The following is a 14,195-nucleotide window of genomic DNA, read 5'->3' on the forward strand; positions in this document are numbered from 1 at the left end:
TGACCCGTCGTCGCAGCAGCGATCACGTCAGGACATCCCCAGCTCGCGGTCGATGAAGTCGAAGACCTCGTCCGGCGTCGCGTCCTGGAGCTTCTCGGCGACGGTGTCGCCGTCCGCCGGCGCGTCGGCCTCGTTGAGGGAGGCCAGCAGCGCCCGCAGCCGCTCGGTGATCCGAATTCTGGCGCTGCGGTCCGGCGCCGAGCCGGAGAGCGCCGCTTCCAACCTGTCCAGCTCACCGAAGACCGGTGCGACCCCGACCACGCCGCCGTCGACGATCGCGGCCCGCACGTACTCGGCCAGCCCGGCGGCGGTCGGGTAGTCGAAGACGACCGTGGCGGGCAGCCGGACGCCGGTCGCCGCGGTGAGCCGGTTGCGCAGCTCCACGGCGGTCAGCGAGTCGAAGCCGAGTTCCCGGAACGCCCGGTCCGGCTCGACGGCGTCCATCGAGGCGTGGCCGAGCACCGCGGCGGCCTGCCCGCGTACCAGCTCCAGCAGGGTCTTGCGTCGTTCGGCGTCGGTCTGCCCGGCGAGCAGGGCGGCCAGGGACTCCGCGGAAACGCCGGTGTCCTCGGCCCGCTCGGCGACGGCCCGGCGCGCCTCGGCCACGCCCGCGATGAGCGGGCTGGGCCGCACGGCCACGAACCCGGGCACGTAGCGGGCCCAGTCGATGCCGGCCACCATCGTCGCCGGCTCGCCCCGCGCGACGCACTGCGCGAGCGCCGTGAGCGCGGCTTCCGTGTCGAGGCGGGCCACGCCGGTGCGGCGGCGGCGCTCCTCCACGGCCTGGTCGGTGGCGGCCATCCCGCCGGCCGCCCAGGGGCCCCAGGCGACCGACGTGGCCGGCAGGCCCTGCCGGTGCCGCTGCTCGGCGAGGGCGTCGAGGTAGGCGTTGGCCGCGGCGTAGCTGCCCTGACCGGCGGCGCCGAGCTGACCGGCCAGCGCGGAGAACAGCACGAACGCGCGCAGTTCCCGCCCGACGGTCAGCTCGTGCAGGTGCAGGGCGCCGAGCACCTTGGGCCGCAGGACGGTGGCGAGGCGGTCGGCCGTGAGCCCGTCGAGCACCCCGTCCTCCAGCACGCCGGCCGCGTGCACCACGCTGGTCAGCGGCGCGTCGGCGGGTACCTCGTCGAGCAGCTTCGCCAGCGCCGCCCGGTCGGCCACGTCGCAGGCCGCGACGGTCACCCGGGTGCCCGCCCCGGTCAGCTCGCGGACGAGTTCGGCGACGCCGGGGGCGTCCGCGCCGCGGCGGCTCACCAGCATCAGGTGCTCGGCGCCCCGGGCGGCCAGCCAGCGGGCCACCTCCGCGCCGAGCGCGCCGGTGCCGCCGGTGACCAGGGTCGTGCCCGGGTAGCCCGCCTCGTCGGTGGCCGCCTCACCGCCGGGCGCCCGCACCAGCCGGCGGACGAGGATGGTGGCGCCGTCGACCGCGAGCTGGTCCTCGCCGTCGAGGCCGGCGAGCGCGGCGCAGAGCAGGTCCCAGCCGTGGTCGTCCAGGGTGGCCGGCACGTCGACCAGGCCGCCCCACCGCTCGGGGTGTTCGAGGGCCACGACCCGGCCGAGGCCCCAGAGCAGCGACTGCTCCGGCCGGCCGGGCGCGCCGCTGCGGGTGGTGCCGGCGGCGCCCCGGGTGACGCACCACAGCGGCGCGGCGACGTCGAGGTCCCCGAGCGTCTGGATCAGCGCCAGCGAGCGGGCGAGGAAGGGCGGCACCGGCTGGGTGTCGTCGACCGCGCCGTCGGCGAGGGCGAGCAGCGACAGCACCCCGTCCACCGGAGCCGGTACGCCGTCGGGGGTGCGGACGGCACCGCTCAGGTGCGCGGTGAGGGCGGCCCGGTCGGTCAGGTTCTCCGGCACCAGCACCAGTCGGACGTCGGCGCCCCGGCGGGTCAGCTCGACCACCGCGGCCTCGCCCTCCTCCGGGTGCCGCTCGTCGGCGACGACCCACCAGGCGCCGGGCAGGAAGCTGACCGGCGTCCCGGTGTACGGCTGCCAGACGCTGCGGTACCGCAGGTCGTCGAGGCTGGACCGGTTGCGCTGCTGCCGCCGCCAGGAGGCGAGCACCGGCAGGGCGGCGCCCAGCCGTTCCAGGGACTCCGCCGCGTCCTGCTCGGTGAGTTCCGCGAGCGCGGCCAGGTCCTCACTTTCGACGGCCGCCCAGAACGCGGAGTCGACGCCGCTCGGGGTCTCCTCGGTGTCGCCCTGCCCGGTCACCGCGGTCGGCCAGAAGCGGCTCCGGTCGAAGGCGTACGTGGGCAGCGCCACGACGTCGGTCCCGGCGAGGACCGTGCCCAGGTCGACCGGCAGGCCGATCGTGTGGGCGGTGGCGAGGTTCGTCAGCAACCGCGTCGCGTCGTCGTCACCGCGACGCAGGCTGCCCAGCGTGTGCCCGCTCGCGCCGGCGTCGTCCAGGATCGCCGTCACCGGCATCGTCAACACCGGATGCGGGCTGATCTCCACGAACGTCGTGTGACCCGCCTCGACGGCCACCCGCACGGCGGCCTCGAACTGGACGGTCTGCCGCAGGTTGTCGTACCAGTAGTCCGCCGTCATCGAGGACGGGTCGACCCAGTTCCCGGTGAGCGTGGAGACGAGTCGGACGTGGCCCTGTCGCGGAGTCACGTCGGCCAGATCGGCGCGCAACTGCTCGGCGACCTCCTGTACCGCCGCCGAATGCGACGCGTAGTCCACCGGGATCAACCGGGCCCGCACACCTTCGGCCTGGCAGGACTCGACCAGGTCGGCGACCGGCTGCGGCGGACCCGAGACCACGACCGTGGACGGGCCGTTCACCGCCGCCACCCCGACACCCGGGAACGCCGGCAGCCGCTCGGCGACCGCCTCGGCGGAGAGGTCGACCGAGGCCATGGTGCCGGTGCCCCGCAGGACCGTCAGCGCCCGGGAGCGCAGCGCCACGGCCTTCGCCGCGTCCTCCAGGGAGAGAATCCCGGCCACGCACGCGGCACCGATCTCGCCCTGCGAGTGACCGACCACCGCAGCCGGAACCACACCGGCGTGCTGCCACACGGCGGCGAGGGCCATACCCACGGCCCACAGCACCGGCTGCACGACCTCGACCCGCGCCAACCACGACTCGTCGTCACCGGTCAAGACCGACACGAGATCGACATCGAGATACGGGGCGAGGGCCCGCTGGCACTCGGCCAACTTCGCGTCGAACACCGGCGTACGACCCACCAGACCGGCCGCCATCCGCGCCGACTGCGCACCCTGACCCGGGAACACGAACACCGCACCGGTTCCGGAGGCCGTACCCGTGACGAGGTTCCCCGCCGGCGCGCCGGCGGACAGGGCGTCGAGCCCCGCCAGCAGCTCGGCCACGGTGGCCCCGACGACGGCGGCCCGCTGGTCGAACGTAGACCGGGTGGCGGCGAGGGACCAGCCCACCGCCGCCGCGTCGAGGTCGGCGTGCGCGCGGACGTGCTGGGCCAGGCGGGCGGCCTGACCGGCCAGCGCGCCCTTCGACCGCCCCGACACCGTCCAGACGACGACGTCGGAGGCCACGAGCCCCGGGCTGCGACCCTCGGCGGCCTCGCCGTCGGGCTCCGCGCTCTCGGCGGGGAGGTCCTCCGGCAGTTCGATGATGACGTGGGCGTTCGTGCCGGAGATGCCGAACGAGGACACCGCCGACCGACGAGGCCGGTCCACGGCCGGCCACGGCCGCGACTCGATCGCCAACTCGACGGCGCCGGAGTTCCAGTCGATGTGCGGGGACGGCTCGTCCACGTGCAGCGTTGCGGGGACCACGCCCTCGCGCATCGCCAGCACCATCTTGATCACGCCGGCGACGCCGGCGGCGGCCTGGGTGTGGCCGATGTTCGACTTGACCGACCCCAGCAGCAGCGGCGCGTCGCGCTCCTGCCCGTACGTCGCCAACAACGCCTGCGCCTCGATCGGGTCGCCCAGCGTCGTGCCCGTGCCGTGCGCCTCGACCACGTCCACGTCGGCCGTGGAGAGCCGCGCCGACGCGAGGGCCTGCCGGATCACCCGCTGCTGGGAGGGGCCGTTCGGGGCGGTCAGACCGTTGGAGGCACCGTCCTGGTTGACGGCGCTGCCCCGCACGATCGCCAGCACCTCGTGGCCGTTGCGCCGGGCGTCCGACAGCCGCTCGACCAGCAGCATGCCCACGCCCTCGCCCCAGCCGGTGCCGTCGGCGCCCGCGGCGAACGCCTTGCACCGGCCGTCGGCGGCCAGCCCACGCTGCCGGGAGAACTCCACGAACAGCCCGGGGGTCGACATCACGGTCACGCCGCCGGCGAGGGCGAGGTCGCACTCGCCGCGCCGCAGCGACTGCACCGCCAGGTGCAACGCCACCAACGACGACGAACACGCCGTGTCCACCGACACCGCCGGCCCCTCCAACCCCAACGCGTACGCCACCCGACCCGACACCACACTCGCGGCGTTGCCCGTGCCCGCGAAGCCCTCCACCTCGTCCCCCGCCACCATCAGCAGGGCCCCATAGTCCTGACCATTCGTGCCCACGAACACCCCTGTTCGCGAACCCCGAAGGACCCCAGGCTCAACCCCTGCCCGCTCGACCGCCTCCCACGAAACCTCCAGCAGCAACCGCTGCTGCGGATCCATCGCCAACGCCTCGCGGGGGGAAATCCCGAAGAAACCGGCATCAAACTCCGCCGCCTCGTAGAGGAAGGCGCCGCTGCGGACGTAGGAGGTGCCGGTGGAATAGGGGTCGGGGTCGTAGAGCCGCTCGACGTCCCAACCCCGATCGCCGGGTAGGTCGGACACGGCGTCACGGCCGGCGTGCAGCATCTGCCAGAACCGCTCCGGGTCGTGCGCCCCGCCGGGGAAGCGGCAGGACATGGCGACGATGGCCACCGGCTCGTCGTCGCCGAGCGTCACCGGGGCGGCCTCGACGGCCACGGCGGCCTCGCCGCCCAGTTCCTCGTGCAGGTGCCGGGCGAGCGCGGTCGGCGACGGGTAGTCGAAGACCAGGGTCACCGGCAGCCGCAGCGAGGTGGCGGTGGCGAGCCGGTTGCGCAGCTCCACCGCCGTCACCGAGTCGAAGCCGAGGTCCCGGAACGCGTGGTGCGGGTCGACGGCCTGGCCGTCGGCGTACTTGAGGACCATGGCCGCCTGGTCGCGGACCAGGTCGAGCAGCGCCTGCTGGCGCTCGGCGGCGCTCATCCGGGTGAACGCGCCGGCGGGGCCGGCCTCGTCGGTCTCCTTCGTCTCGGCGAGGCCCTTGGTGGCCTGCAACCGCTGCGCCTCGGGGATCTCCGAGATCAGCGGACCGGGCCGGGTGGCGGTGAACGCGACGAAGAACCGGTCCCAGGCGATGTTCGAGATGGTCAGGAAGGTCTCGTCGTGCTCCACGGCCTGGTGCAGGGCCGCGACGGCGAGGCGCGGGGGCATCTCGGGTGCGCCGTGGCGGTGCAGCATCTGGCCGAACTCGCCGTCGGCCATGCCGCCGCCGCCCCAGGCGCCCCAGCCGATGGAGGTGGCGGGCAGGCCGAGGGCCCGCCGGTGCTCGGCGAGGGCGTTGAGGAACGCGTTGCCGGGGGCGTAGTTGCCCACGCCGGAGCTGCCGACGGTGCCGGCCATCGAGGAGAACAGGATGAACGCGTCGAGGTCCAGCTCGCGGGTCAGCTCGTGCAGGTTCAGCGCGGTGGTGACCTTCGCGCTCAGCGCGTAGTCGACCTGCTCCAGGGTCAGCGAGTTGATCACCGAGTCGTCGAGCACGGCGGCGGTGTGCACGACGGTGGTCAGCGGGTGCTCGGGCGGCAGGTCGGCGAGGACGGCGGCGAGCGCCGACCGGTCGGCGGCGTCGCAGGCGGCGACGGTGACCCGGGCGCCCAGTCCGACCAGCTCGGCCTCGAGGTCGGCGATGCCCTCGGCCTGCCGGCCGCGCCGGCTGACCAGCACCAGGTGCGCCGCGCCGTTGGCGGCGAGCCAGCGGGCCATGTGTCCGCCGAGCGCGCCGGTGCCGCCGGTGACCAGGGCGGTGCCGGAGGGCCGCCAGGTGCGCGGGGCGGGGGCGTCGCCGAGCGGGGCGTGCAGCAGTCGCCGGCCGAAGGCGCCGGCCCACCGCAGCGCGACCTGGTCCTCCCCGTCGGCGCCGGCGAGGACGCGGACCAGCCGGCGGCCGGCCGCGTCGTCGAGCTCGTCGGGAAGGTCGACGAGGCCGCCCCAGCGGTCCGGGTGCTCGAGTGCGGCGACCCGGCCGAAGCCCCAGGTGAGCTGCTGGAGCGGGTGCGGCAGCGGGTCGGCCGGGCCGGTGGCGACGGCACCCCGGGTGAGGCACCACAGCGGCGCGCGGACGCCGGCGTCGCCGAGCGCCTGCACCAGGGTCACGGTGCCGGCGAAGCCGACCGGCACCGACGGGTGCGCCGGGGCGGGCGTCTCGTCGAGCGGCAGCAGCGACAGGATCCCGGCGGGCGTGCCGCCGTCGGCGAGGTCGCGCAGCCGGGCGGCGAGCGCCGCGCGGTCCGTGCGGTCGGCGTCCAGCGCCAGCGGTACGACGGTGCCGCCGTGCCGCCGCAACGCCTCGGCGCAGAAGGCGGCCTCGGCAGCGCCGGTGTCGTCGGGGCCGGTGAGCAGCCACCAGGTGCCGGTGACGGCGGGCTCGCCCGCGGCGTCGGGGGCGACGGGTGTCCAGCTGTCCCGGTACCGCCAGGAGTCCACGGTGGCCTGGTCGCGGTGCCGGCGACGCCAGGCGGCGAGGACCGGCAGCACGTCCGCGAACGCGGCGTCCGGCACGGGCTCCGAGTCGGTCGCGGCGGCGAGTTCGGCGGTGAGCGCGGTCAGGTCCTCCGCCTCGACGGCCGCCCAGAACCGGGCGTCGACCTCGTCGTCCTGCACCGGGCCGGCGACGCCGGCGGCCGGGGCGGGCGCGGCGGACGGCTGCGGCCAGTAGAGCTGCCGCTGGAACGGGTACGTGGGCAGGTCGAGGCGGCGGCCGGCGAGGCCGGTGAAGGCGGGTCGCCAGTCCACCGCCGTACCCCCGGCCCAGACCTCGGCCAGGGCGCGCAGGAAGCGGCCGAGGCCGCCCTCGCCCCGGCGCAGGCTGCCGGTGACGGTGACCGCGTCCGGGTCGGCGGCGGCCAGCTCGACGCTCTCCTGCACGGCCATGGTCAGCACCGGGTGGGCGCTGACCTCGACGAAGGTCTGGTAGCCGGCGGCGACGAGGCTGCGCACCGCGTCGTCGAAGCGGACGGTCTGCCGCAGGTTGCGGTACCAGTAGTCGGCGTCGAGGGCGGCGGTGTCGAGCCAGTCCCCCTCGACGGTGGAGCGGAACCGGACCTCGCCGGTGCGGGGCCGCAGCCCGGCGAGCAGTTCCAGGAGCTGCTCGCGCAGCTGCTCGACGTGGGCGGAGTGGGAGGCGTAGTCCACGGGGACGCGGCGCACCCGCACCTCGCGGGACTCGTAGTGGGCGACCAGCTCGTCGAGGGCGGCGCTGTCGCCGGAGACCACGACGGAGGTGGGCCCGTTGACGGCGGCCAGGGCGACCCGGCCGGCCCAGCGGGTGATCGTCGCGGTGGCCTCGTCGGCGGTGGTGGCGACCGAGACCATGCCGCCGTCCCCGGCGATGCCGGCGATGATGCGGCTGCGCAGGGCCACCACGGCCGCCGCGTCGTCCAGGGTGAGGCCGCCGGCGACGTGCGCGGCGGCGATCTCGCCCTGCGAGTGGCCGACGACGGCGGAGGGGCGCACCCCGTACGACTCCCAGAGCGCGGCGAGCGAGACGCTGACCGCGAACAGGGTGGGCTGCACGACGTCGACGCGCTCCAGCGACGGGGCGTCGGGCGCGCCGCGCACCACGTCGGTCGGCGACCAGTCGACGTACGGGCGCAGCGCCTCGGCGCAGGCGGCGAACTTCTCCGCGAAGACCGGGGCGGTGTCGAGCAGTTCGGCGGCCATGCCGACCCACTGGGAGCCCTGGCCGGGGAAGACGAAGGCGACCTCGCCTGGCGTGCCGGGGGCGCGGGTGACGGTCTGCGGGGTGGGCCGGCCGGCGGCGAGCGCGTCGAGGGACGCGGCCAGGTCGTCGCGGTCGGCGGCGAAGACGACGGCCCGGTGGTCGTGGGACGCGCGGGTGGCGGCCAGCGACCAGCCGACGTCGGCGAGCACGTCGTCGTCGACGGTGTCGAGGTGGTCGAGCAGGTCCCGGGTGCGGGCGGTGAGGGCGTCGACGGTGCGCCCGGAGAGCACCCAGGGCAGCTCCCCGGTCGGCGCGTCGGCCGCCGGCTCGGGCTCCGGCTCGTCGGCGGGGGCCTGTTCGAGGATGGTGTGCACGTTGGTGCCGCTGATGCCGAACGAGGAGACGGCGGCGCGGCGTACACCGTCGGCCGGCTCCCACGGCCGGGCGGAGGTGAGCAGCTCGACGCTGCCGGCGCTCCAGTCGACGTGCGGGGTGGGCTCGTCCACGTGCAGGGTGGGCGGCAGCACCCCGTGCCGCATCGCCAGGACCATCTTCATCACCCCGGCCACACCGGCGGCGGCCTGGGTGTGCCCGATGTTCGACTTGATCGAGCCGAGCCAGAGCGGCCGGTCGGCGGGACGGTCCTGCCCGTAGGTGGCGATGAGTGCCTGCGCCTCGATCGGGTCGCCGAGGGTGGTGCCGGTGCCGTGCGCCTCGACGGCGTCCACCTGGTCGGCGGTGAGCCCGGCGTTGGCGAGGGCCTGGCGGATCACCCGCTGCTGGGCGGGGCCGTTGGGGGCGGTGAGGCCGTTGGAGGCGCCGTCCTGGTTGACGGCGCTGCCGCGCAGCACGGCGAGGACCGGGTTGCCGTCGCGGCGGGCGTCGGAGAGGCGCTGGAGCACCAGCAGGCCGACGCCCTCGCCCCAGCCGGTGCCGTCGGCGGCCCCGGCGAACGGCTTGCACCGGCCGTCGGCGGCGAGGCCGCGCTGGCGGGAGAAGCCGACGAAGATGCCGGGGGTGGCCATCACCGTGGCGCCGCCGGCCAGGGCGAGGTCGCACTCGCCCGTCCGGAGGGCCTGCGCGGCCAGGTGCATCGCGACCAGCGACGACGAGCAGGCGGTGTCGACGGTGACCGCCGGGCCGTGCAGCCCGAAGGTGTACGCCAGCCGGCCGGAGATGACGCTGGCGGAGGTGCCGGTGGCGAGGTAGTTCTCGTCGACGTCCCCGGCGGCCATCAGCAGCGAGCCGTAGTCCTGGCCGTTGGTGCCGACGTACACGCCGGTGCGGCTGCCGCGCAGCGCGGTCGGGTCGATCCGGGCCCGCTCGAACGCCTCCCAGGTGGCCTCCAGCAGCAGCCGCTGCTGCGGGTCCATGGCGAGGGCCTCGCGGGGGCTGATGCCGAAGAACGCCGGGTCGAACTCGCCGGCCCCGGCGACGAAGCCGCCCTCCCGGACGTAGCTGGTGCCGAGGTGCTCGGGGTCGGGGTGGTACAGCTCGGCGAGGTTCCAGCCGCGCTCGCCGGGCATCAGGCTCAACGCGTCGGTGCCGGTGGCCAGCAGGTCCCAGAGCTGCTCGGGCGAGGTGACCCCGCCGGGGAAGCGGCAGCTCATCGCGACGATGGCGATCGGCTCGCGGTCGCGGCCCGTGCCGTCGGCGACCACCTCGCCGGTGGTGTGCCCGGCGGTGAGGCCGTGCAGGTGCGCGGCGAGTTCGGCGACCGTGGGGTGGTCGAAGACCAGCGTGGCGGGCAGCGTCATGCCGGTCTCGGCGGTGAGCCGGTTGCGCAACTCGACGGCGGTGAGCGAGTCGAAGCCGAGGTCGCGGAAGGTGCGCTCGGGCAGCGGCTGGCCGGCCGGGTAGCCGAGCACGACGGCGGCCTGGGTGCGCACGAGGTCGGCGAGCTGCGGCAGGGACCGGCCGACCACCACGGCGCGGGCGGGGCCGGTGGGCACGGCGGGCACGCCGGGCAGGGCGGCGATCAGTGGCGTCGGGCGGCCCCAGGAGGCGGCGAGGCGTCCCCAGTCGACGTCGGCGACGGTGACGGCCGGCTCGGCGGTGTTGACCAGCCGGCCGAGGGCGGTGACGGCCTCGGCGACGGGGAGCGCGTCGACGCCGCCCCGGGCGAGCCGGGCGGTCAGCGCCGCGGCCATGCCGTCCTCGGCCCAGGCGCCCCAGGCGATGGCGGTGGCGGGCAGGCCCTGGTCGCGTCGCCAGGCCGCGAACGCGTCGAGGTAGGCGTTGGCCGCCGCGTAGTTGCCCTGTCCGGCGCTGCCGATGACCCCGGCGAGGGAGGAGAAGAGTACGAACGCGTCGAGGTCGCGGCGGGCGGTGGCCTCGTGCAGCACGCGGGCGGCGCGGACCTTGCCGTCGAGGACGGCCTGCATCCGGCCCAGGTCGAGCCCGTCGAGGACGCCGTCGTCGACCACGCCGGCGGTGTGCACGACGGCGGTCAGCCCGGGCAGGTCCGCCACGAGGGCGTCGACCGCCGCCCGGTCGGTGACGTCGCACGCCACCACCCGCACCGCGCCCAACTCGGCCACCAGCTCGGCCGCGCCCGGCGCCGCCGGACCCCGCCGCGAGGCCAGCACCACCTCGGCGGCCCCGTTGGCCAGCAACCAGCGCGCCACGTGCCGACCCAGGGCACCCGTACCACCGGTCACCAGCACCGTCCCGGCGGGCCGCCAACCCGCACCCGCGGGCGGCGCGGCCGGCACCAGCCGCCGGCCGAGGATGCCCTGCGGGCGGATCGCCACCTGGTCGTGGCCGGCGTCGGCGAGGACGGCGAGCAGCGCGTCGGCGGCGGTCCGGTCGGCGCGGGCGGGCAGGTCGACCAGGCCGCCCCAGCGGTCCGGCTGTTCGAGGGCGACGACCCGGCCCAGGCCCCAGGCCAGGGCGGGCCACGGGTCGGCGGGGGTCTCGCCGCCGACGCGGACGGCGCCCCGGGTGAGGCACCAGAGCCGGCCGGGCAGGCCGGCGTCGGCGAGCGCCTGGGTGAGGGTGAGCAGCAGCGCGGCACCGACGGAGACGGCCGGGGCGTCCGGCAGCGCCCGGTCGGTCGCGGGCAGCACGCAGAGCACGCCGGCCCAGCCCTGGTCGCCGTGGCCGCGCAGCAGCCCGGTCAGCTCGGCGCGGTCGGCGCCCGGGGCGACGGTGAGGGTGTCGACGTGGGCGCCGGCGCCGGTCAGTGTGCCGGCCACCCCGGCGTCGTCGGCGTCGGCGGTGACGACCAGCCAGCGGCCGGTCAGCGCCGGCGCGGCGGCGGGGCGGACGGGCTCCCACTCGACCCGGTACGTCCAGCCGTCCACCACGGCGTCGCGCTGCCGGGCCCGTCGCCACGACGAGAGCACCGGTACGGCCGGGGCGAGGGCCTCGACCGCCGCGGGGTCGTCCTGCACGGCCAGGTGGGCGGCGACCCCGGTCAGGTCGCCGCGCTCCACGGCCGCCCAGAAGTCCCCCTCGGCCGTGTCGGTCGGCGCGGTCGCTCCGGCGGTGCCGCCGATCTCGGGCCAGTAGCGCTGGTGCTGGAACGCGTACGTGGGCAGGTCCACCCGCCGCGCGCCGGTGTCGGCGAACCACGGCTGCCAGTCCACGGCCACCCCGCGCACGTGCAGCTCGGCCAGCCCGGCCAGCAGCCCGTGGGCCTCGGGCCGGTCCCCGCGCTGCGCCGGCACGGCGAGCACGCCGTCCCCGTCCGGCAGGGCGTCGCCGACCATCGCGGTCAGTACGCTGCGCGGCCCGACCTCCAGGAACGTGTCCGCCCCGGCGGCACGCAGCGCGGCGATTCCGTCGGCGAAGCGGACGGCCTCCCGCACGTGGCGCACCCAGTAGTCGGCGGTGCGGATCTCGTCGGCGTCGGCGAGCGCCCCGGTCACGTTCGACACCACCGGCAGCGCCGGCGCGGCGAAGGTGAGCTTGTCGAGCACCGCGCGGAACCTGGCGAGCATCGGCTCCATCAGCGGGCTGTGGAACGCGTGGCTGACCGTGAGCCGGCGCGTGCGTACGCCCCGCTCCCGCCAGACGCGCTCCACCTCGTCCAGGGCCTCGACGGCACCGGAGACCACCACCGAGGTCGGCCCGTTGACCGCCGCGATCCCCACGTCGGCCAGGCCGTCGAGCGTGGCGAGGACGTCGGCCTCGGTGGCCGCGACGGCGAGCATCCCGCCGCCGGTGGGCAGCGCCTGCATCAGTCGGCCCCGCGCCGCCACCAGCGCGCAGGCGTGCTCCAGCGACAGCACCCCGGCCACGTGCGCGGCCGTGACCTCGCCGATCGAGTGGCCGGCGACCAGGTCGGGGGCGATGCCGAACGACTCGACGAGGCGGAACAGCGCCACCTCGACGGCGAACAGGCCGGCCTGCGTGAACACGGTCCGGTCCAGCAGCTCGGCGTCGGCCGAGCCCTCGGCGGCGAAGAGCACCTCGCGCAGCGGGCGCGGCAGGGCCCGATCCAGGTACCCGCACACCTCGTCGAGGGCGGCGGCGAAGACGGGGAACTCGGCGTACAGCTCCCGGCCCATGCCGGCGCGCTGCGCGCCCTGGCCGGAGAAGAGCACCGCGAGCTGGCCGCGCGGCGACCCGGCGCCGAGCACGACGGTGCCGGCCGGTTCCCCGGCGGCGAGGGCGCGCAGCCCGGCCAGGAGGTCGTCGCGGTCGGTCGCCGACAGCACGGCGCGCCGGTCCAGGGTGGAGCGGGAGGTGACCGACGAGAAGGCCACGTCGAGCGGGCGCAGGGTGTCGTCGGCGGCGAAGCGGGCGGCCCAGCGGCCGGCCTGCGCGGCGAGCGCGGCGTCGGAGCGGGCGGAGAGCAGCACGGGGGCCACCGCGCGGGCCTGCGGCGCGGTCGGCTCGGCCTCGACCTCGACCTCGGCCTCGACCGGGGCCTGCTCGATGATGGTGTGCGCGTTGGTGCCGGAGACGCCGAACGACGACACGGCGGCCCGGCGCGGCCGGTCCACGGCCGGCCACGGCGTGGCGGCGGTGGTGAGGGTGACCGCCCCGGCGGTCCAGTCGATGTGCGGGGACGGCTCGTCGACGTGCAGGGTCGGCGGCACGACGCCGTGCCGCATCGCCATCACCATCTTGATCACGCCGGCGACACCGGCGGCGGCCTGGGTGTGCCCGATGTTCGACTTGACCGACCCGAGCAGCAGCGGCGCGGCCTCGTCCCGGTCCTGCCCGTACGTGCTGAGCAGGGCCTGCGCCTCGATCGGGTCGCCGAGCCGGGTGCCGGTGCCGTGCGCCTCGACCACGTCGACCTGCTCGGGCGTGAGCCGGGCGTTGGCGAGGGCCTGGCGGATCACGCGGACCTGGGACGGGCCGTGCGGGGCGCTGAGCCCGTTGGACGCGCCGTCCTGGTTGACGGCGCTGCCCCGCACCACGGCCAGCACCGGGTAGCCGTGCCGCTGCGCGTCGGAGAGCCGGGTGAGCAGCAGCATGCCGATGCCCTCGGACCACGAGGTACCGTCCGCGCCGGCGGCGAACGCCTTGCACCGGCCGTCGGCGGCGAGGCCGCGCTGCCGGCTGAAGCCGACGAAGACCGCCGGGGTGGGCATCACCGTCACGCCGCCGGCCAGGGCCAGCTCGCAGTCGCCGTTGCGCAGTGCCTGGGCGGCCAGGTGGACGGCGACCAGCGAGGACGAGCAGGCGGTGTCGACGGTGACCGCCGGCCCCTCCAGCCCGAGGGTGTACGCGACGCGGCCGGAGATGACGCTTGTGGCGTTGCCGGTGAGCAGGTGCCCCTCGCCGTTCTCGGCCTGCGCCATCATGCCGTCGTAGCCGTGCGAGGACGCCCCGACGAAGACGCCGGTACGGCTGCCCCGTACGGCCGGCAGCGGCAGCCCGGCCCGCTCGAACGCCTCCCAGGAGGTCTCCAGCAGCAGCCGCTGCTGCGGGTCCATGGCGACTGCCTCGCGGGGCGAGATGCCGAACAGGTCGGCGTCGAAGTCGGCGGCGGCGTAGACGAAGCCGCCCTCGCGCACGTAGCTGGTGCCCGGGTGGTCGGGGTCGGGGTGGAAGAGGTTCTCCAGGTCCCAGCCCCGGTCCGCGGGGAACGGCCCGATCCCGTCGCCGCCGTCGTGCACGAGCTGCCACAGCGCCTCGGGACTGTCGACCCCGCCCGGGTAGCGGCAGCTCATCGCCACGATGGCGATGGGCTCGGAGTCCCGGGTCTCCAGCTCGCGCAGCCGCCGCCGGGTACGCCGCAGCTCCGAGGTCGTACGCTTCAGGTACTCGACGTACTTCTCGTCCTCGTTGCTCACCGTGGACCTACCTCACTCGGCATGCCGATGTCGTTGCGGCT

At 76.1% G+C, this 14,195-nt stretch carries 1 protein-coding gene; it reads right to left on the reverse strand.

Annotated features, from left to right (window positions below; all coding sequences use genetic code 11):
* Nucleotides 1–27: 27 nt before the first annotated feature.
* A complete protein-coding gene (locus F6X68_RS00815) occupies nt 28–14,154 on the reverse strand; it encodes a type I polyketide synthase (RefSeq protein ID WP_151452410.1) in 14,127 nt (4,708 codons plus the stop codon).
* Nucleotides 14,155–14,195: the final 41 nt, after the last annotated feature.

The organism is Micromonospora sp. AMSO12t, from assembly GCF_008806585.1.
Lineage (GTDB): Bacteria > Actinomycetota > Actinomycetes > Mycobacteriales > Micromonosporaceae > Micromonospora > Micromonospora reichwaldensis.